We start from the raw sequence: 19,358 nt of genomic DNA, 5'->3' as shown, positions 1-19,358 counted from the left end.
CAGGGTTTGCCTGCCGGGAACTCCCCTGTCCCGGGGCACGGCTTTCCTGACGGAGCGTCCATGCAATACATCTACACCATGAACAAGGTGAGCAAGATCGTCCCTCCCAAGCGGGAGATCATCAAGGACATCTCGCTCTCGTTCTTCCCTGGCGCCAAGATCGGCCTGCTCGGCATCAACGGCGCGGGCAAGTCCACCGTGCTCAAGATCATGGCCGGCGTGGATACCGACTTCCAGGGTGAGGCCCGCGCCAACCCGGGCACCAAGATCGGCTACCTGGCCCAGGAGCCGGACCTCGATCCGGAGAAGACCGTCCGCGAAGCCGTCGAGGAAGGCGTGTCCGTCGTGCTCGACGCGCAGAAGCGCCTCGAGGAAGTCTATGCCGCCTACGCGGAAGACGGCGCCGACTTCGACAAGCTCGCCAAGGAGCAGGAAACCCTCGAGGGCATCCTGGCCGCCAACGACGCCCACGCACTCGAGCGCCAGCTCGAAGTGGCTGCCGACGCCCTGCGCCTGCCGGCATGGGATGCCAGGATCGGCCCGCTTTCCGGTGGTGAGAAGCGCCGCGTGGCGCTGTGCCGCCTGCTGCTGTCCAAGCCCGACATGCTCCTGCTCGACGAGCCCACCAACCATCTCGACGCCGAATCGGTCGACTGGCTGGAAACCTTCCTGCACGACTACCCGGGTACCGTCGTGGCGGTCACCCATGACCGCTACTTCCTCGACAACGCCGCCGAGTGGATCCTCGAACTCGACCGCGGCCGCGGCATCCCCTGGAAGGGCAACTACACCGAGTGGCTGGAACAGAAGGACCAGCGCCTCGCCCAGGAAGCCAACCAGGAAAAGTCGCGCCAGAAGGCGATCAAGAAGGAACTGGAGTGGGTGCGCTCGGCGGCCAAGGGCCGTCAGTCGAAGGGCAAGGCACGCCTGAACCGCTTCGAGGAACTGAACTCGGTCGAGTACCAGCGCCGCAACGAAACGAACGAAATCTTCATTCCGCCGGGCGAGCGCCTGGGCCAGGAAGTGATCGAGTTCAAGAACGTCACCAAGTCGTTCGGCGACCGCGTGCTCATCGAAGACCTCTCGTTCAAGATCCCGGCTGGCGCCATCGTCGGCGTCATCGGTCCGAACGGTGCCGGTAAGTCCACGCTGATGAAGATGATCATCGGCAAGGAGCAGCCGGACACGGGCGAGGTGAAGCTCGGCCACACGGTGAAGCTCGCGTACGTCGATCAGTCGCGCGATGCGCTCGATTCGAAGAACAACGTGTGGCAGGAAGTCTCCGGTGGTTCGGACATCCTCACCATCGGCACCTTCGAGATCCAGTCGCGTGCCTACATCGGTCGCTTCAACTTCAAGGGCACCGACCAGCAGAAGATCGTCGGCCAGCTGTCCGGCGGTGAGCGCGGCCGCCTGCACATGGCCAAGACCCTGCTCCAGGGTGGCAACGTGCTGCTGCTCGACGAACCGTCGAACGACCTCGACGTCGAAACGCTGCGCGCACTGGAAGACGCCCTGCTCGAATTCCCGGGCTGCGCCATCGTCATCTCGCATGATCGCTGGTTCCTCGATCGCATCGCCACGCACATCATCGCGTTCGAAGGCGACTCGCACGTCGAGTTCTTCCCGGGCAACTACAACGAGTACGAAGCCGACAAGAAGCGCCGCCTCGGCGATGACGCCGGCCCGAAGCGCGTGAAGTACAAGAAGCTGGTCTGACGCAACACATGTAGGAGCGCGCCTTGCGCGCGACAGGCTGACGAAGCGGTAGCCCCGGGGTTTGCTTTATTGCAGCCCCGGGGTTGCGCGCTGGACGGCCGCGCGCGAGGCGCGCTCCTACAATTCATCGGCGGCCCGTGGTCGCCTCCATCTGCAGCGAGGCCATCCCATGAACTTCATGACCACCCTGAAGGACGCCTGGCGTCGCAACGACTCCCTGCTTTGCGTGGGGCTCGATCCCGAGCCGGGCCGCCTGCCGGCTGGCCTTTCCGGCGAGGAAGGCATCTTCGCATTCTGTCGCGACATCGTGGATGCCACCGCGGGCCTGGCCTGCGCGTTCAAACCGCAGATCGCCCACTTCGCCGCGCAACGTGCGGAAGGCGCGCTGGAGCGGCTGATCGCCCACATCCATGCGAAGCACCCAGGCGTACCCGTGGTGCTCGACGCCAAGCGCGGCGACATCGGCTCCACCGCGAAGCACTACGCGGCCGAAGCCTTCGAACGCTACGACGCGGATGCGGTCACGCTCAACCCCTATCTCGGCCGCGATTCCATCGAGCCGTTCCTTGAACACAAGGACAAGGGCGTCATCCTGCTGTGCCGCACGTCCAACCCGGGCGGCGCCGATTTCCAGGCGCTGGACTGCGGTGGACAGCCACTCTACATCCGTGTCGCCGAGACCATCGCGCGCGAATGGAACGGAAACGGCAACTGCGCCCTCGTCACCGGTGCGACCTGGCCGGAAGAGCTGGGCCGTGTGCGTGCCGTCGTAGGCGACATGCCGCTGCTGGTGCCCGGCATCGGTGCGCAGGGCGGCGATGTTGCCGCGGTGATGGAACACGGCAAGACGGCCGACGGCACTGGCCTCATGATTTCCTCTTCCCGCGCCATCATTTACGCCAGCCCGGGCCCGGACTTCGCAGACGCAGCACATCGCGCCGCGGATGAAATGAGAAAATTGGTCAACTCATTCCGACATTGAGCCGTTGAAGCAAAAGCAGTCGTAAATTGCACTACTTGGCAACTGCAAAAGGCTTACGCTGTCGCTCCGCGGTATCCAACAATACCGGGTCTTCAGGCGCCAACGCGTTCCACCGGAGTTGTCATGCCACCTACCAACCGAGGTTTTTCCCAACGTCTGCATGTCGCGCTGGACATGGCTGGCGTGAAGAAAGGCCGAGGCCGAATCACCCAGCTGGCCGATCTTTTCGACGTCAGCCGTGAGACCGCCCGAAAATGGCTCAGCGACCTTGGCCTTCCGGAACTGGAACGCCAGATCGACATGGCGGTGAGGTTCGGCGTCAATTTCGAGTGGCTGGCTACCGGCCGTGGCGCCCCCAATGGCGCAACCGGCGTCCGTGAAAGCCCTGCCCTCTATCGCGCCGATTCGCGCGAGCAGCTTCGCCTGGTGGGGCTGGTCAGCCGCCTTTCGAAGGAACGTCGCAAGGCGTTGCTGGTTATTGTCGAGGCACTCGCCGAGGCGGAGTGAAGCCCTTTCTCAAGCGGCAACCGGTGGGTTGCCGCTAGTGTTGTCGTGTTTCGGCTGCGCCGGTCGCGCGCGAGGCGCGCTCCCACAAAGGTGCGGTGGGCTGCTGTGACGCTGCATGATGGTCGCGCGCGAGGCGCGCTCCTACGAAGGTGCGGTGGGCTGTTTTGCTATTGCTTGTCGGGTGCTCTTGTAGGAGCGCGCCTTGCGCGCGACCGTTACCGCGAAAACCCTCCTGCCCCCGATCACCCGGCACGAAGTCCCGCCACACCGGCGAAAACAGCCAACCAGACCCGACCCTTCAGTCGTCCCCGACATCCATCCCCGGGAACAGCACCTCGGTAAAGCCGAACTTTGTAAAGTCGGTGATACGCGAGGGATACAGTCTGCCGATGAGATGGTCGCATTCGTGCTGGACCACGCGCGCATGAAAACCCTCGGCCGTGCGGTCGATCGGCTCACCCTTCGGGTCCACGCCCTGGTACCGGATCAGCGAATACCGGTTTACCGCGCCACGCAGCCCCGGCACCGACAGGCAGCCCTCCCAACCCTCCTCCATATCCTGCGACAACGGCGTAATCACCGGGTTGAGCAGGATCGTCTGCGGCACGGGCGGTGCATCCGGATAACGCTCGCTGCTGTCGAAGCCGAAGATCACCAGCTGCAGGTCCACGCCAATCTGCGGAGCGGCCAGGCCCACGCCGCCGGCATCATGCATGGTGTCGAACATGTCGGCGATGAGGGCGTCCAGCTCGGCCGAGCCGATCATCTCCTTCGGGACGGCTGGTGCGACGCGCAGGAGGCGCTCGTCGCCCATCTTCAGGATTTCGCGGATCATCGGGGCACCCATAGGTAAAGGGGAATACATCCAGCATGGCGCCGGAATGCCTCCGGCTCAAGCCTCTCCCACGGATCAGAGCGGCTCCACCCCATTCGACCAATGGCTAATGCCTGAATTCCCCGGCAGAGATTGACCCCCGCGACGTGGCGGACGACCCTTAGTGCCATTCGCAAGGGGAGCCCCCGACATGCACAGCGCCACACCCAAACCCAGTCCCGCGGGGAAAATCCTGTGGGTGGCCATCGCCATCGTCGGCGCATGGTGCCTCGGCGTCGTGGCCTTGCGTCGTGGCGAGCCGATCAATGCGATCTGGCTGGTCACGGCCTCCATTGCGGTCTTCCTGATCGGCTACCGGCTCTATGGCCGCTTCATCGCCCGGCGCGTCCTCGTACTGGACCCGTCACGCGCCACGCCGGCCGTGTTGCGCAACGACGGCCTGGACTACGTACCCACCGACAAATGGGTGGTCTTCGGTCACCATTTCGCCGCCATCGCGGGGGCAGGGCCCCTCGTGGGACCGGTGCTCGCCGCACAGATGGGCTACCTGCCCGGCACCTTGTGGATCCTGATCGGCGTGGTCTTCGCCGGTGCCGTGCAGGACTTCATGATCCTTGGCCTGTCCCTTCGCAGGGACGGTCGTTCGCTAGGCCACATGCTGCGCGAGGAACTGGGCGAGGTGCCTGGCGTGATCGCCATGGTGGGCGTGCTCGTGCTCATGATGATCGTGCTGGCCGTGCTGGCCCTGGTCGTGGTGAAGGCACTCACGCACAGCCCATGGGGCACGTTCACCGTGGCGGCCACGATCCCCATCGCGCTGCTCATGGGCCTGTACCTGCGATACATCCGTCCGGGACGCATTCTTGAGGTGTCCCTGATCGGCCTCGTATTGCTGCTGGGCTCGATCTGGTTCGGGAAGACGGTGAACGACACGCCGGCGCTGGCAGTGCTGTTCGACTTCGATGCGAAATCGCTCGCGTGGTTGCTGATCGGGTACGGTTTCTTCGCTTCAGTGCTTCCGGTGTGGCTGCTCCTCGCACCGCGCGATTATCTTTCCACCTTCCTCAAGATCGGCACCATCGCCCTGCTCGCACTGGCGATCATGCTCGCGGCGCCAATGCTGCGCATGCCGGCACTTACGCAGTTCGTCGACGGCACGGGCCCGGTCTTCCAGGGCAACCTGTTCCCCTTCCTGTTCATCACCATCGCATGCGGCGCCGTGTCGGGCTGGCATTCGATCATCGCCTCGGGCACCACGCCCAAGCTGCTCGCCAACGAGCGCGAAGCCACCATGGTGGGTTACGGCGGCATGCTCATGGAGGCCTTCGTCGCCATCATGGCGCTGATCGCGGCCGCCTCGCTGCATCCGGGCGTGTACTTCGCCATGAACTCTCCCGGCGCGCTCGTTGGCACCACGGTGGAACAGGCCGCACGCACCATCAGCGACTGGGGCTTCCTGGTCACGCCGGGCGAACTGGCGGAAACCGCGAAGAATATCGGTGAAGGCAGCATCCTCGGCCGCGCAGGTGGCGCACCGACCCTGGCGGTGGGCATGGCCCAGCTGCTGCATGGCATCCTGCCCGGCGAAGGCATGATGGCCATGTGGTACCACTACGCCATCCTGTTCGAAGCCCTGTTCATCCTGACGACCGTGGATGCAGGCACCCGCGTGGGCCGCTTCATGATCCAGGAACTGGCCGGCATGGCCTGGGCGCCGCTGAAGCGTACCGACTCATGGATCGGCAACGTCATCGCCACGCTGATCTGTGTCGGGCTCTGGGGCTATTTCCTCTACCAGGGCGCCGTGGACCCGCTCGGCGGCATCAACACCCTTTGGCCCCTGTTCGGCATCGCCAACCAGATGCTGGCCGCCATCGCCCTGATGCTGGCCACGGTGGTGACGGTGAAACTCAAGCGTGAGCGCTATGTGCTGGTGCCGGCGGTGCCGGCCGCATGGCTGGTGATCTGCACGCTCGCCGCCGGCTGGCAGAAGCTGTTCGACGACAAGATCAGCTTTACCGCCGCCGCGGACAAGTACGCTCGGGCCATCGCCGACGGCAAACTGCTTGCACCGGCGAAAACGGCCGAGGAAATGCAACGCATCGTCACCAACAACCGCGTGGACATGGCACTGACAGCCATCTTCATGCTGCTGGTGCTGACCATGCTGGCCTTCTGCCTGCGCGTCATCGTGCGGGCGTGGAAAGACAACCGGCCCTCGACCCGTGAAGAACCCTATGTGGCGCTATCGAGCGTCGCGCCGTAAGGAGGCTGCCATGCTGAAGTATCCGAAGGCTTTCTGGCGATGGGCGGTGCAGACCGCCCGCCTCTGCTGCGGCGTGCCCGACTACGACGCCTACGTGCGGCACCTGCGTGAGCATCATCCCGAGTGCCCCGTGCCCAGCTACGGTGCATTTTTCCGCGAGCGGCAGGAAGCCCGTTATCGCGGCACGGGCGGACGTTGCTGCTGACTCAGGAAGCCTTGCGGCGGCCGCGGCGCATATTGCCCTTCGAGTCGTCGATCATCGCCTGCATCGCTGCCGCCGCCTCGTTGGGGCGACGGCGGCGGATCGCCTCGTACACCTCCCGGTGATACGGCAGCGAATAGCGGAAGTTCTTTGCCGTGCGCGCCGACATCACGAAATACGTGCCCAGCGCCGTCTCGATCACCGAGAACAATGAGCTCAGCAGTTCGTTGTTCGTCGCGGCAAGCACGGCTTCGTGGAAACGAAGATCGGCTTCCGCCCAGCTGTCGAGATCCATGGCAGCCTCCATGCCGGCAAGTGCCTCACCGATGGCCGCCAGCTGCCCGGCATCGCGTCGGCGTGCCGCCGTCATCGCCGCCGCCGGCTCGATGATGCCGCGCATTTCCACCAGCTTGTCGACGAAATCGTCCGTGGGCATCGAGGCGCAGCGCCAGGCGAGGATGTCGGCGTCCAGATGATTCCAGAAACGCGAATCACGCACGCGCATGCCGATCTTCTGCCGGGTTTCGATAAGCCCTTTCGACGCGAGCACCTTGAGCGCCTCGCGCAGGATGGTGCGGCTTACCTCCATGTGCTCGGCCAGTTCCGATTCGCCCGGCAGTGCATCGCCGGCACGCAACGCGCCGCCGACGATGGATTCGCCGATCTCGTCGATCACCCGCGCATGCAGGTTCCTGCCGGTTGCAGCCCGTGGTGCCATGGTGTGTGTCATCCCGCCCTTCAACAGGCGGCCATCCTAACGTCATCGCGCGTTCTTGCGATGACGCGGCGCAACGTAAATGCGTTTACACGTCGTGGTGCAACGATTCGGCCGGCCGGCGACGACGAAGCCGGGGCGCCAGCTCCACCATGTACATCGCCACCAGCACGAGGCCGCCACCGCCCAGCATGCGCATGGTGAGCTGGTCCACGCCGAGGGCCACGGCGAAGCCCGCCGCGAAGACAGGCTCTGTGGTCATGACGATGGCCGCACGCGTTGCAGGCATATGGGCCTGTGCCCAGGTCTGCACCAGCATCGCAAGCGCACCCGCCACGAGCGCCATGTAAAGCACGGCCATCCAGGCACTGCGATCAGGTGGCAGCGCCGGGCCATGATGGGGAAGTGTCGCGAGCAGGCAGACGGCGGCAATGCCGACCATCTGTATGGCCGACATGCCAAAGGCATCCCCGGGTTTGGACCAGTGCCCGAGGCCCACGATATGCAGGGCGTAAAGCGCGGCGGAACCCAGCGTCAGCAGCACGCCGAGATCCACGCTGAATCCATTGAGCGCCAGCACGCCAAGACCGAGCGTGGCCAGCAGCACGGCCACCCACGTCGTTGCAGGCATGCGCTGGCGGAACAGCAGCAAAGCCAGGATCGGCGTGATCACCACATACATGCCGGTTACGAATCCACTCACGCTCGGCGACGTGAGCGCCAGGCCTTCGGTCTGCAGCCACTGGGCCACGCCGTAGAGCACGCCCAGCGCAAGGCCACGCCAGGTCTGCGTACGTCCCAACCGGCGCAGAGGCAGGGCGAAACACAGCAGCATCAGCACGGCGGCGATGGTGAAACGCACGGCAAGAAAGTCGATCGGCAGCATGCGGCCGACCACGTCCTTGATCATGACGAAGGTGGAGCCCCAGACGGCGGTGACGGCAAGCAGTCCGAGCGTGGCCAGGCCGCTTCCCTTCGCCTCGCTCATCGACGGGCCCGCTTGAGCTGGCCGGGGATCTTCAGAAGAAAGTGCGCCCAGATACCGAGCCAGACGACGGTGCGGGTGATGGGATTTTTCGCAGCGGGATCGTGCCTGCGGAACCACAGGTACATGCTGCGATGCTTGTGCCGGCTGACGAACACCGGCCGACGACGGCTGGAAACGCCCTTGCCGTGCAGCACGCGCACATCGCCAGCGAGGATCACCCGATAACCCGCATCGCGGGCGCGACGGCACAGATCCATGTCCTCGCAATGCAGGAAAAAGGTTTCATCGAAGCCACCTAGGGCATCGAAGGCAGCACGTGGCATGAGGATGATCGCACCGGAGACGATCTCGACGTCTTCGGCCCCCTCGGGCATGGGGCCGCGGATGTCGATACCTCCCTCGCGCCCCAGCTTGGTGTTGATCGCGCGACGCAGCAGCGGATCGAAGCGGCGCGATGCCGGATCGGGACGGCCCTGCTCGTCGCAGACCACCGCACCGACCATGGCCGTGTGGATGTCCACGTGCCGCGCCATGCGCGCGATGGTGTCCGGATCGATGAGGCAATCCGGATTCAGCACAAGCAGGCTATCGCCTCGTGCTTCGGCGGCACCACGGTTCACCGCAGGGCCAAAACCCAGGTTGGCGCGGTTGTAGACGATGCGCACGCGCGCGTCGTCGGCATAGGCCCGGTCGAGGGATTCGGGGATGCCATCTGCCGAACCGTTGTCGACCACGATGACTTCGACAGGGACGTTGCTGAGCAGGGCCCGCTCGACGCAATCACGCGTCAGCGGGCCACTGTTGGCGAGCACCACGATGATGCTGGTGAGGCCCTGGGTGGTCACGATGGGGTGTCCTGGCTCAGCCGACCCAGACGCGCGCATTGCGGAACATGCGCATCCACGGGGAATCTTCGCCCCACTGCTCCGGATGCCAGCTCATCTGCGCGCTGCGGAACACGCGTTCCGGATGCGGCATCATGATCGTCACGCGGCCATCGGCGGCCGTGAAGGCGGCCAGACCACCCGGCGAACCGTTCGGGTTCAGCGGGTAAAGCTCAGTGGGCTTGCCACGGTTGTCGACGAAGCGCGCGGCGCCGTGGCTCTTCGACGGGCTGCATGCGTTCGGGAAGTGCACACGGCCTTCGCCGTGGGCCACGGCCACGGGGATGCGCGAGCCGACCATGTCGCGGAAGAAGATGCTGCCCGAGTCGAGCAGTTCGAGCGTGGCGACGCGGGCTTCGTACTGCTCCGACTGGTTGCGCAGGAACTGCGGCCAGTGCTTCGCATCGGGGATGATGTCCTTCAGCTGCGACATCATCTGACAGCCATTGCACACGCCCAGCGCGAACTTGGAGCCATCTTCGAAGAAGCGGGCAAACTGCTCGCGCAGTGCGTCGTTGTAGAGGATGGACGTGGCCCAGCCACGGCCGGCGCCCAGCACGTCACCGTACGAGAAGCCGCCGCAGGCAGCAAAGCCGCGGAAGTCCTTCAGGTGATGGCGACCGGTGGCCAGGTCGGTCATGTGGATGTCCACGGCCTCGAAGCCGGCGCGGTCGAACGCCGCCGCCATTTCCACCTGGCCGTTCACCCCCTGCTCGCGCAGGATCGCAACGCGCGGACGCACGCCGGTGGCGATGTAAGGCGCGGCGATGTCGTCGGCCGGGTCGAAGGTGAGCTTCGGAGAGATGCCCGGATCGGCATCGTCCAAGCGCCACTCGTTTTCCTGGTCGGCGCTGGCCGGGTTGTCGCGCAGGCGCTGCATCGCGTAGCTGGTTTCGTTCCAGGCGCGGAACAGTTCGGTCCAGTTCCACTTGAACGGGGTTTCGCCGTTCAGGTGCAGCTTGATGCCGAGCTTTTCCTTGGGACGACCCACGTTGTGGGTGAGGCCGGCGAGGTTGTGCTTTACCAGCAGCTGTTCGAAGGCTTCGCGGTTGGCCGAGGCTACCTGCACCACGGCGCCCAGCTCTTCGTTGAAGAGCGCGCGCAGCGTGGCATCGGCCCAGCCGTCGAGGCGGATTTCAAGGCCGCAACGACCGGCAAAGGCCATTTCGAGCAGGGTGACGATGGCACCGCCGTCGGAACGGTCGTGATAGGCGAGCAACAGGCCGGAGCGGTTGGCTTCCTGGATCAGCTCGAACATCGCGCGCAAGCGCTTTGCGTCGTCGAGATCCGGCGGCACGCCGCCACCACGGTTGAATACCTGGGTGAGCGCCGAACCGCCGAGACGGTCGCGGCCTGCGCCGAGGTCGATCAGCCACAGGTCGGTGTCGCCACGATCGAGCTTCAGCTGCGGAGTGAGCGTGCGGCGCACGTCGTCCACGCGGGCAAAGCCGGTGATGACCAGCGACACCGGAGATACGGTCTTCTGGGCCTTGCCGGTGTCGTCGGTCCACACGGTCTGCATGGACAGGGAGTCCTTGCCAACGGGGATCGAGATATCGAGGCTCGGACAAAGCTCCATGCCGACGGCCTTCACGGCGTCGAACAGCGCGGCGTCTTCACCCGGGTGATTCACGGCGGCCATCCAGTTCGCGGACAGGCGCACTTCGTCGAGCTTGATCGACGCGGCCGCGAGATTGGTGATGGCTTCGCCCACGGCCATGCGCGCGGCATCGGCACTCGACAGCAGCGCCACCGGAGCGCGCTCGGCCATGGCCATCGCCTCGCCCGTGTAGCCGTCGAAGTCGGTCATGGTCACGGCAACGTCGGCCACCGGCACCTGCCACGGACCCACCATGGGATCGCGATGGTTGAGGCCGCCGACGGTGCGGTCACCGATGGTGATGAGGAAATTTTTGCTGCCCACGGCCGGCAGGCGCAGGACGCGCATCAGCGCTTCGTCCATGCCGATGCCGGTGAGGTCGGCTACCAGGTCGACGCGCGGTTTCACGCGCGAGGCATCGCGATGCATGCGCGGCGGCTTGCCGAACAGGACATCCATGCGCAGGTCGATCACGGTGATGTCGCGGCGCGTGTCGCGCACGATGAGGCGCGCGTCTTCGGTCGCTTCGCCCACCACGGCGAACGGGCAACGCTCACGGGCACAGAACGATTCGAACAGCGCAAGGTCTTCCTCACCGATGGCGAGGACGTAGCGCTCCTGCGACTCGTTGCTCCACACCTGCATGGGCGAGAGCGTGGGATCGTCGCAGGGCAGCTTCGAGAGATCGATGATGCCGCCGACGCCCGCGTCGTTGAGGATTTCAGGAATGGCGTTGGACACACCGCCCGCGCCGACGTCGTGGATGCTGACGATCGGGTTGCGCTCGCCGCGCATCCAGCACGAGTCGATGACCTGCTGGCAGCGACGCTCCATTTCCGCGTTGTCACGCTGGACGGAAGCGAAATCGAGTTCGGCGCTGGACGTGCCGGAAGCGACGGACGAGGCCGCACCACCACCCAGGCCGATGAGCATGGCCGGGCCACCCAGCACGATGACGCGGTCGCCCGGACGCACCGCGCGTTTCTGCACGTGGTCGGGACGGATGGCCGCAAGGCCGCCGGCGATCATGATCGGCTTGTCGTAGCCACGACGCACGCCCTTCTCGCCGGTTTCCTGCTCGAAGGTACGGAAGTAGCCGCCCAGCGCGGGGCGGCCGAATTCGTTGTTGAATGCGGCGGCGCCCAGCGGGCCGTCACGCATGATCTCGAAGGCCGACGCCATGCGCGGCGGCAGCGGACGCTCCTTCTCCCATGGGCGCGAAAGGCCCGGGATGCGCAGGTGCGACACCGAGAAACCCGTGAGGCCGGCCTTCGGCTTGCCGCCGCGGCCCGTGGCGCCTTCGTCGCGGATTTCGCCGCCGGCACCCGTCGCCGCGCCCGGCCACGGCGCGATGGCCGTGGGATGGTTATGCGTCTCGACCTTGATGGCGTACGGCGCGGCTTCGGTGACCTTGCGGAACACGCCGTCATCGGGATTCACGAACAGGCGGCTGCCTTCGTAGCCTTCGATGACCGCCGCGTTGTCGTGATACGCCGACAGCGTATGCGCGGGCGATTTCTGGTGCGTGTTCTTGATCATGCCGAACAGCGAGGTGTCCTGCGGCGTGCCGTCGAGCGTCCACGTGGCATTGAATACCTTGTGGCGGCAATGCTCGGAGTTGGCCTGCGCGAACATCATGAGTTCGGCGTCGGTGGGCGCGCGGCCCATCTCGGCGTAGCGCTCGGCGAGGTAGTCGATTTCGTCGTCGGCCAGGGCCAGGCCCAGTTCCTTGTTCGCCGCCGACAATGCGGCACGCGGGTCGCTGCCCAGCTCGACGTGACCCAGCGGACCCGGCTCACCGGCCAGGAACAGGCCGGAGGCCTCGGCAAGGCTCGTCAGCGGCGACTGCACCATCGGGTCGCAGAACGTTGCCATGACGGCGGCGTAGGCGGGGTCCGAGGCGTTGGGCATGCCGTTGACACGCCAGGCCACGCCACGCTCGACGCGACGCACGTCGAAACCGGCGCCGTGGAGGATGTCGGTGGCCTTGCTCGACCAGGGCGAGATGGTGCCCAGGCGGGGTACGACCCAGAGGGTGGCGGCTTCCGGCGTGGCATCGCGCGCTTCCAGCACGGCCAGCAGGCGGGCACGGGCCTCGCCTTCGGGCAACACGGCGGCATCCACGAAGTACGTGAACCAGGCGGCCTGGACGCGGGTCCCGTGGTGCAGGGCCTCAAGGTGGGCGTTCAGTCGTTCGAGGCGAAACGGCGAAAGGGCGCTCTGCCCGTCGAGTGCGATCATACGGAGGGGAAAAGGCGCAGGAGGAAAACGCCCATTCTACATGATGTTGCAGGGCAGCAGGTTCGGGGGCCAGGTGCCGGCCGGCGCCTCGCCCTGAATCCGGTTGCGCGCCCCCCTGTGGAATCCCGCCTTGGACCGGTCGCGCGCGAGGCGCGCTCCTGCACGCCGCCTTGGGGCCGGTCGCGCGCGGGGCGCGCTCCTGCACGCCGCCTTGGGGCCGGTCGCGCGCGAGGCGCGCTCCTACACGCCGCCTTGGGGCCGGTCGCGCGCGGGGCGCGCTCCTACATACGCCGCTTCGATCCGGGCGCGCTCCTACGGGGCGGATTGTGTAGGAGCGCGCCTTGCGCGCGACCGGAAGTGAGAAAGGGCCTCAACCGCCCTTGGACGTCAGCGCCTTCAACAACTGCGCCGGAGTGACATAACCACCCACGATGTCGCCATTCTCGGTAACGATGGTCGGCGTGCCGTTCACGCCCAGGCGCTCACCCAGCTCGAACTCGTCCTTCACCGGGTTCTCGCAGGACGCCGGCTTCACCGCCGCACCGCCCATGGCCTCATTGAAGGCATTCTTGCGGTCGCTGGCACACCAGACCGACACGGCCTTGGTATACGAGGGAGTGTCGTTGCCGGCCGTGGTCTTCAGGCCCTCACGCGGCCAGAACACGTATTCGACCGCGATGCCCTGCTTGTTGAATTCGTCGATGTGCGCATGCAGCTGGCGGCAGAAGCCGCAGTCCACGTCGGTGAAGACCGTGACCGTGTGCTTGGGATTGGCCGGCGAATAGATCAGGCGCTGCGACGCAGGCACCTTGGCCAGGGCGGCCTTGCGGGTCACGGCCCAGCTGGCGGCGCTGAGGTCGGTCTTGTCCTTCAGGTCGACCAGGTTGCCGTTGATCATGTAACGGCCATCCGCCGTCACGTAGACCATGCGACCGGAGGCCACCACCTGGAAAAAGCCCGGCATGGGCGCGGGGGTGACGCTTTCCACCTTGATGCCCGGGGCGAGCGATTCCACCGCGTCGCGGGCGGCCTTGCCGGCGTCGTCGGCGGCCATCGCCGTGGCGGCAAACGCGCCAAGGCACAGCGCGGGCAGGATTTTCTTCAGCATCGGTACGACTCCATCTGTGACCGGGGGATACGCGGAACAGCCTTTGAACACGTACCGCGCGATCGGTTCAATCCATTGTGGCATGGACCTTCAGCCGCGCGGGTGATGCTGGGCGTGAAGGCGCTTCAGGCCTTCCTTCGCCACCAGGGTGTAGATCTGCGTGGTGCTGAGCGCGCTGTGACCCAGCAGCATCTGCAAGGCACGCAGGTCAGCCCCATGATTGAGCAGGTGCGTGGCGAAGGAATGACGCAGCACATGCGGCGACACCTTCTGCGACGGAATGCCCACCTGCACGGCATAGCGCTTGACCAGGGTCCAGAACATCTGCCGGGTCATCGCACCACCGCGGCGTGACAGGAACAGCGCGACGGGCTGACCGTGCCCCTTCGCCAGCAAAGGCCGCGCTTCGCGCAGATAGGTGTCGATATGCGCCAGCGCCTCCTCGCCCACCGGAATGAGGCGATCCTTGCCGCCCTTGCCGGTAACCCGCAATACGCCTTGTCGCGGATTGAGGCCCGACAGCGGCAGATCCACCAGTTCCGATACGCGCAGGCCGGACGAGTACATCAATTCGAGCATCGCGCGGTCGCGCTGCCCCAGTGGCGTACCGCCATCGGGCGCAACGATCAGTGCTTCGATCTCACGCTCGGCGAGCGCCTTGGGCAGGCTGCGCGGCATGCGTGGCCGCTGCATCAGCAGCGTGGGATCCTCGCGGGCACCATCATCTCGTGCCAGCTGCGCATAGAAGCGCCGGAACGCCGACTGCCGGCGCGCCATGCTGCGCACGGACACCGGCTGGCTGCCGTGATACGCCGACACATCCTCACGGCCGGCGGTAGCGAGCGTACGGCCCCGTGGAGCAAGCCATCGCGCCAGCTGCTCAAGGTCGCGGCGATAGGCTTCCAGCGTGCGTTCGGCAAGGCCGTCTTCCGACCAGACCCGTTCGATGAAGCGGTCGATGAGGCGGGCGTCATCATTAGCGAGTTCGACCGCAGATTCATTGTCTTTTGCGATGGGCATGGCCACATGGTCGCATGCCCACCGCAAACGGCTCAAAGGCGTTGAATGCTCGACTGATACGCGGCAACGACATAGGCAATCTGGTGCTCGATAGCCTCTTTCAGCCTTTCGCGCCCTTCCGCCGGAAGCGCCTTGCATTTTCTCGCCGCAATGGCCGTCTTCTGCAGGTATTCGGCAACAACGTCCATGGATGACTGCAAAGCTTTCACGGCTTCGCTCAACTCAGGACATACGCCCCCGAGTGGATCCAGTGCATGGTCAAGATGCTGGTCGGCATCATCGCGTAAGTGCTGGAATTCCAGCGGCGTAACGTTCTCATCACCGTCGATCGAACGCAGGTAACTATCGAGGTCCTTATGGGACGAATGCAATGTCAGGCTCATGGTCGCTCTCCTTAGGTCATACATCGAGACTGACGAGGTGTGTCCGGACATCCCGCCCGCAGGTGAAGCATATGCCTGGTTACAGTTAGCATCCAGAACTTATTCACCTAAGGCACGCGACATGCCACTGATGCTCCAAGCCCCCGCCTGGCGCCGTTTCGCGGCGATCATATACGACGTATTAGCCGTGGCGGCTATCGTGATGGTGGTGGGATTGCTCGCTCAGATAGCGACCATGGGTAAGCTCGCAGATGACCACGGACACCTGCTGGCATGGTGGTACCAGCCTTTACAGGGGGTGGTCGTGGGCACCTACTTCCTGGTGTCGTGGCTGCGCGGTGGGCAGACCCTGGGCATGCGCCCCTGGCGGATCAGGATCACCGGTAGCGACGGCTCACCTGTCGAGTGGCCACGCGGCCTGCTCAGGCTGATCATCGCCGCGCTGCCGGTCACCCTGTTGCTGATACGACCGTGGGCATCTCTTCAGACCGCCCTCTACGCCCCGCTGGCAGGATGGTTGATCCTGTTGCTTCCGACCTTGTTCGACGCCCGCCGGCGCGCGGTATACGACATGCTGGCCGGCACGGAAATCCGTTCGCTTACTTGAACTGGTCGCTGGCCGGCACCCACGAGCCGTTCGGTGCCGGTGTCTTCTGCTGCACGTTGATCTTGATCGTCGGCTCGCAACCGGGCGGCAGCGGACCGCCCGCGACACGCGCCGTGGCGCAGAACGCCGTGTTGTCGATAGCCACGGGGTGCGCCACCGTCGCCGCATTGGCCGGCGGAAGATCCGCGGCCAGGGGCTTCGCGGGCGCCATGGTCTGGTTCTTGACGAGGTTGTCGGCCGTCTCGTGATCCGGCTTCGACGGCGGATCGCCGCCGCAGCCCAGCGTGAACAGCGACACCGCGTTCATCTTGCCGCCGGTGTTGCCGGGGCCCGCCGTGCAGTTCAGCCGCAGCCCGCGCGGAAGCGACAAGGTGGAGTGCACCGTGGCCTCGCCTGCAGCCTGTCGCACGGCGGTATCCACCGAGGATTCGTTCTTCGGCGTCCAGTCCTTGTCGAAGCGGGTGGCCTTGTATTCGATATGCACCCGCTGGCCCTGCTGCACCGTGACGTTGCCGCGCGGTTTCAGCTCGGTATAGGCGCCGCCGGGGCCTACCTGGCCCGTCTTGTCGCCCTGCCCGCCGACCATGCCATCGTCGCGCTGCGAGCTGCCGTTGGCACCGGTCGTGCGCTGGCTGTCGTCCGTGCCGTTCGGAGAGCCGGGTCGGCCTGCGCTGTCTGCCGCTTCGGCGCCCGGGGTGTTCGTGCCCGATGCCGACGCGATGGCCGGACCCGGCGCGGGAGCGGGTGTAGAACCCTGGCCCGTCGATGGAGCCTGCTTTTCGCCCGACTTGGCCTGACCGTTGGTCGCCTGCGCGGTGGACTGGGCGGTCGGATTTTCACCGGGCGCCTGCGTCTGTCCCGGCGTAGCAGGCGACGTATCCGCACCGGCCACCGGACGCTGCATCTCGCCCGGCGTCACGGCCGGTGCCTGCACTGCCGGGCGCTCGGTGGTCGCCACGGGCGCGGAGACGTCGGGCTTCGCCACGGCGTCGGGCAAGGGCACGGCTTCCAGGTCGGCCTGCACGTCCACCGCGGGTGCGCGAACCGTATCGACCGAGACCTTCGGCGGCACGGGCCGGTCCGCAGGCGCGAGATCCGGGCGCGGCGGCGCCGACGGCTCCTGCGCGATGGCCGGAAGCGGCTCGTCCTGCGGGGTCGGCGGTGCCGACGAAGCCTCAACCTCCGGGCGCGGCACGGTGGCAAGGGTGATCGGCGAGGTGGCCACCGGCGTGGTGTGCTCGGAGGTGATCTGCGGCGGTGTCGGCGTCACCGCCACCTGCGAGGCAGGGGTGGGCGGAATCGCCAGCGATGCCGGCGGCGGCATGACTTCGGTGCCCTCGACTTGCGCCTTGCGCACGGGCTCGGGCTGGAACTTCGGCGGTACGACTTCCGGCCTGGGCGTATCCACCGCCAGGTCTGGTGGTGCCTGGGTGGGCACGGGGACCTGCTCAAGTTGAGGCTGTTTCGGCGGGGCCTTCGGGCGGGTCGGTGGACGCTTTTCCTCGGCCACCGTGTTCGGTGCCGGCGCGGCAGGTTTCGGTGCCGGTTTCACCGGAGGCGCAGGGGCGGCCGGAGTAGCTTTCGCCGGGCGGCTCGCCTTGGTGGCACTGGCAACGGCGGCGGCATGCGTGCCGCCGGACGCCGCGGCAGCGGCCGAGCGCTTGGTATTCCAGGTGGTCTGCACGACAGGTGCACGCGACTGCGTGCCACGCCGTGGCGGCAATGGCGCGGGCGGCTTGTCGATCAGCCGCACCTTCAGCACGTCGGTGGTTTCCTGGTCCGGCGGCGACGGCGGAGGCACGTAGGCCGGCCCCAGCACGAACCCGATGAGGAACAGCAGGTGGATGATGATCGTGCCGACCCAGCCGGCGATGCGGCGCAGGCTTTCGCGCGGTTTCTCGCGCAGGAGGCGACGATAGACGAGCGCGCGCATGGCCGCCTCGCGGGGCGAGACGGGCAGCGATTCTTCGGCGATCGATTGATCGCTGTCCGGCGGCAACGGGGTCGGCATGGAGGGCTAGTGTCCATGCTCGCGCGGCGCAGGACAATCGTTTCCTTACGATCCTGCGCGGCGTGCGCGCTCGGCGTTTTCCTGGTCCATGGCCTTGAGCGGGGTATCGGACGGGCAACCGGCCATCACCGTCTCGTTGCGGCGGTAGGACGCGATGCATTCGGCCTGGCTGGGGGGAGGTGGCTGGTTGGGATCGTCACCGGCAAGCGACTTCGCGGGCGCCATGTTGAGGCGCGTATCGCCCACCTTGCTCGAGGCCTTCGACGGGTCTTCCCCGCCGCAACCCACAGGCAGCACGAGGAACACCGTCGCGCACTTCACACGCACGCCATGGCCCAGGTCGAAGGTTTTCTTGAGCGTGGTTTTTTCCATGGCCTTGCGCAGGCCACCGTTGACGATGTTCTCGTCGCGTGGCGCCCAGTCCTTTTCGAACCGGGTTTCCTTGTAGGTAACCGTGGTCTTGTGCGACATGATCTGCAAATCGCCCGTGGGCGCGCGCGGCACGAAACTCGCCTGGGTGGTCCCGTTGCCCGCACCGGCCTTCGGCATCGCGATGGAGCCGTCCTTGCCGAAGAGATTCAGCTGCGGCGGGGGCGGCGGTGTTTCGGCCTGGGGTGCCGGCTCTTCCTTCGGTCGCGGAGGTTCGGGACGGGTAGCCTCACGCGAGCGCACCTTCGGTGGCGGCTCGGCCACCGGCGGAGGGGGCGGCACGTTGGCCACGGCAGGCGCAGGCGGCGTCGGCTCGATGAAGCGGACTTCCATCACTTCGTCCTTGTCGCGGGGGATGGCAAAACCCTCCAGCGGCCGCGGCAGCATCTCGTAGCGCATCAGGACGATGAGCAGAATATGGAAAACCAGGGCCAGCACCAGCGCCAGCGTGAAGCGCACGCGGTCGCGCGGTGGCGGACGCCGCCCGATGGCGTGCAATGCGGCAATCGTGGAAGCGTCGATCGGCACCAGGCCGCGCCCACGCGACGACGTATCCGGCGTGAGCCGGTGCGATTCGACGAAGGGCGGTGGGGCCTTACCTGGGTATTGCACGCGAACGAGGTCCCTTCTTGGGTCGCGAAAGAGTAGGCGAGCATAGCGATTTGCGACTAAACGCAACGTAAGCCCCGTGGCTAGACAACGCATGGGCCGGAAGATTCCCCCGGGCACTTGATTCCGCCGCCGCGAAGGAGAACCCTTGGGCCGGGCCCAGCCCGCATCACCGCCATGACCGTCCATGCCACCGGACGACCGTGACGGCCCGCCATCGTCATGCCGGAAGGCGTGCCCGAGGCGACGCCG

Annotated in this window: 16 protein-coding genes; 6 read left to right on the top strand and 10 right to left on the bottom strand. The window is 66.1% G+C overall.

Annotated elements, in window-relative coordinates; genetic code table 11:
- The first annotated feature begins 60 nt into the window (after positions 1-60).
- From ettA to HBF25_RS08865, 3 genes are all read left to right on the top strand, one after another.
- The gene (gene ettA, locus HBF25_RS08875) at positions 61-1,719 is read left to right on the top strand and encodes an energy-dependent translational throttle protein EttA (RefSeq protein WP_166947518.1); all 1,659 of its coding nucleotides are present in this window, start codon (positions 61-63) and stop codon (positions 1,717-1,719) included.
- Between the two features lie 169 nt (positions 1,720-1,888).
- Positions 1,889-2,701 carry an orotidine-5'-phosphate decarboxylase gene (pyrF, locus tag HBF25_RS08870; protein WP_166947515.1) on the top strand — a complete coding sequence of 271 codons (813 nt, stop codon included), beginning with the start codon at positions 1,889-1,891 and terminating at the stop codon, positions 2,699-2,701.
- A 123-nt stretch (positions 2,702-2,824) separates the two neighbouring features.
- Positions 2,825-3,208 (top strand): DNA-binding protein, encoded by a 384-nt coding sequence (locus HBF25_RS08865; protein WP_166947513.1) that lies wholly within the window; start codon positions 2,825-2,827, stop codon positions 3,206-3,208.
- Between the two features lie 298 nt (positions 3,209-3,506).
- Here the strand turns inward: HBF25_RS08865 and def are convergent, their stop codons facing one another.
- Positions 3,507-4,043 carry a peptide deformylase gene (gene def / locus HBF25_RS08860; RefSeq protein ID WP_166947511.1) on the bottom strand — a complete coding sequence of 179 codons (537 nt, stop codon included), beginning with the start codon at positions 4,041-4,043 and terminating at the stop codon, positions 3,507-3,509.
- A gap of 190 nt (positions 4,044-4,233) precedes the next feature.
- Between def and HBF25_RS08855 the strand changes: the two genes are divergently transcribed.
- Positions 4,234-6,309, top strand: a complete 2,076-nt coding sequence (locus HBF25_RS08855; RefSeq protein WP_166947509.1) for a carbon starvation CstA family protein — start codon at positions 4,234-4,236, stop codon at positions 6,307-6,309.
- A 10-nt stretch (positions 6,310-6,319) separates the two neighbouring features.
- Positions 6,320-6,514, top strand: a complete 195-nt coding sequence (locus HBF25_RS08850) for a YbdD/YjiX family protein (RefSeq protein WP_166947507.1) — start codon at positions 6,320-6,322, stop codon at positions 6,512-6,514.
- 1 nt (position 6,515) lies between these two features.
- Here HBF25_RS08850 and HBF25_RS08845 read toward each other — a convergent pair whose 3' ends face one another.
- The 7 genes from HBF25_RS08845 to HBF25_RS08815 all read right to left on the bottom strand — a co-directional run bounded on the left by HBF25_RS08845 (position 6,516) and on the right by HBF25_RS08815 (position 15,450).
- On the bottom strand, positions 6,516-7,241 hold the full coding sequence (locus HBF25_RS08845; RefSeq protein WP_243853139.1) for a FadR/GntR family transcriptional regulator: 726 nt from the start codon (positions 7,239-7,241) through the stop codon (positions 6,516-6,518).
- A gap of 73 nt (positions 7,242-7,314) precedes the next feature.
- On the bottom strand, positions 7,315-8,214 hold the full coding sequence (locus tag HBF25_RS08840; protein WP_166947505.1) for a DMT family transporter: 900 nt from the start codon (positions 8,212-8,214) through the stop codon (positions 7,315-7,317).
- Positions 8,211-9,059, bottom strand: coding sequence for a glycosyltransferase family 2 protein (locus HBF25_RS08835; RefSeq protein WP_341778062.1), 849 nt, complete (start codon positions 9,057-9,059; stop codon positions 8,211-8,213). The genes HBF25_RS08840 and HBF25_RS08835 overlap by 4 nt, the downstream gene beginning before the upstream one ends.
- A 16-nt stretch (positions 9,060-9,075) precedes the next feature.
- Entirely contained in the window at positions 9,076-12,939 is a 3,864-nt protein-coding gene (purL, locus tag HBF25_RS08830) for a phosphoribosylformylglycinamidine synthase (RefSeq protein ID WP_166947501.1), read from the bottom strand.
- A 370-nt stretch (positions 12,940-13,309) separates the two neighbouring features.
- A complete protein-coding gene (locus tag HBF25_RS08825; protein ID WP_166947499.1) occupies positions 13,310-14,047 on the bottom strand; it encodes a DsbC family protein in 738 nt (245 codons plus the stop codon).
- 90 nt (positions 14,048-14,137) lie between these two features.
- Positions 14,138-15,067 (bottom strand): site-specific tyrosine recombinase XerD, encoded by a 930-nt coding sequence (gene xerD, locus HBF25_RS08820; protein ID WP_166947497.1) that lies wholly within the window; start codon positions 15,065-15,067, stop codon positions 14,138-14,140.
- A 32-nt stretch (positions 15,068-15,099) separates the two neighbouring features.
- Positions 15,100-15,450 (bottom strand): hypothetical protein, encoded by a 351-nt coding sequence (locus HBF25_RS08815; RefSeq protein WP_166947496.1) that lies wholly within the window; start codon positions 15,448-15,450, stop codon positions 15,100-15,102.
- A gap of 121 nt (positions 15,451-15,571) precedes the next feature.
- On the opposite strand from HBF25_RS08815, the gene HBF25_RS08810 reads away from it, so the two are divergent.
- The gene (locus tag HBF25_RS08810) at positions 15,572-16,057 is read left to right on the top strand and encodes an RDD family protein (protein ID WP_166947495.1); all 486 of its coding nucleotides are present in this window, start codon (positions 15,572-15,574) and stop codon (positions 16,055-16,057) included.
- Here HBF25_RS08810 and HBF25_RS08805 read toward each other — a convergent pair.
- Together HBF25_RS08805 and HBF25_RS08800 are read right to left on the bottom strand one after the other, a co-directional pair.
- Complete coding sequence (locus tag HBF25_RS08805) at positions 16,050-18,068, bottom strand: hypothetical protein (RefSeq protein ID WP_166947494.1); 2,019 nt, start codon at positions 18,066-18,068, stop codon at positions 16,050-16,052. The genes HBF25_RS08810 and HBF25_RS08805 overlap by 8 nt on opposite strands.
- A gap of 45 nt (positions 18,069-18,113) precedes the next feature.
- The gene (locus HBF25_RS08800) at positions 18,114-19,109 is read right to left on the bottom strand and encodes a hypothetical protein (RefSeq protein ID WP_166947493.1); all 996 of its coding nucleotides are present in this window, start codon (positions 19,107-19,109) and stop codon (positions 18,114-18,116) included.
- Between the last annotated feature and the right edge of the window lie 249 nt (positions 19,110-19,358).

This window comes from Luteibacter anthropi (assembly GCF_011759365.1).
GTDB classification, from domain to species: domain Bacteria; phylum Pseudomonadota; class Gammaproteobacteria; order Xanthomonadales; family Rhodanobacteraceae; genus Luteibacter; species Luteibacter anthropi.
Note: the sequence above shows the minus strand (reverse complement) of the source record. Positions and strands in the feature narration are given on the sequence as shown.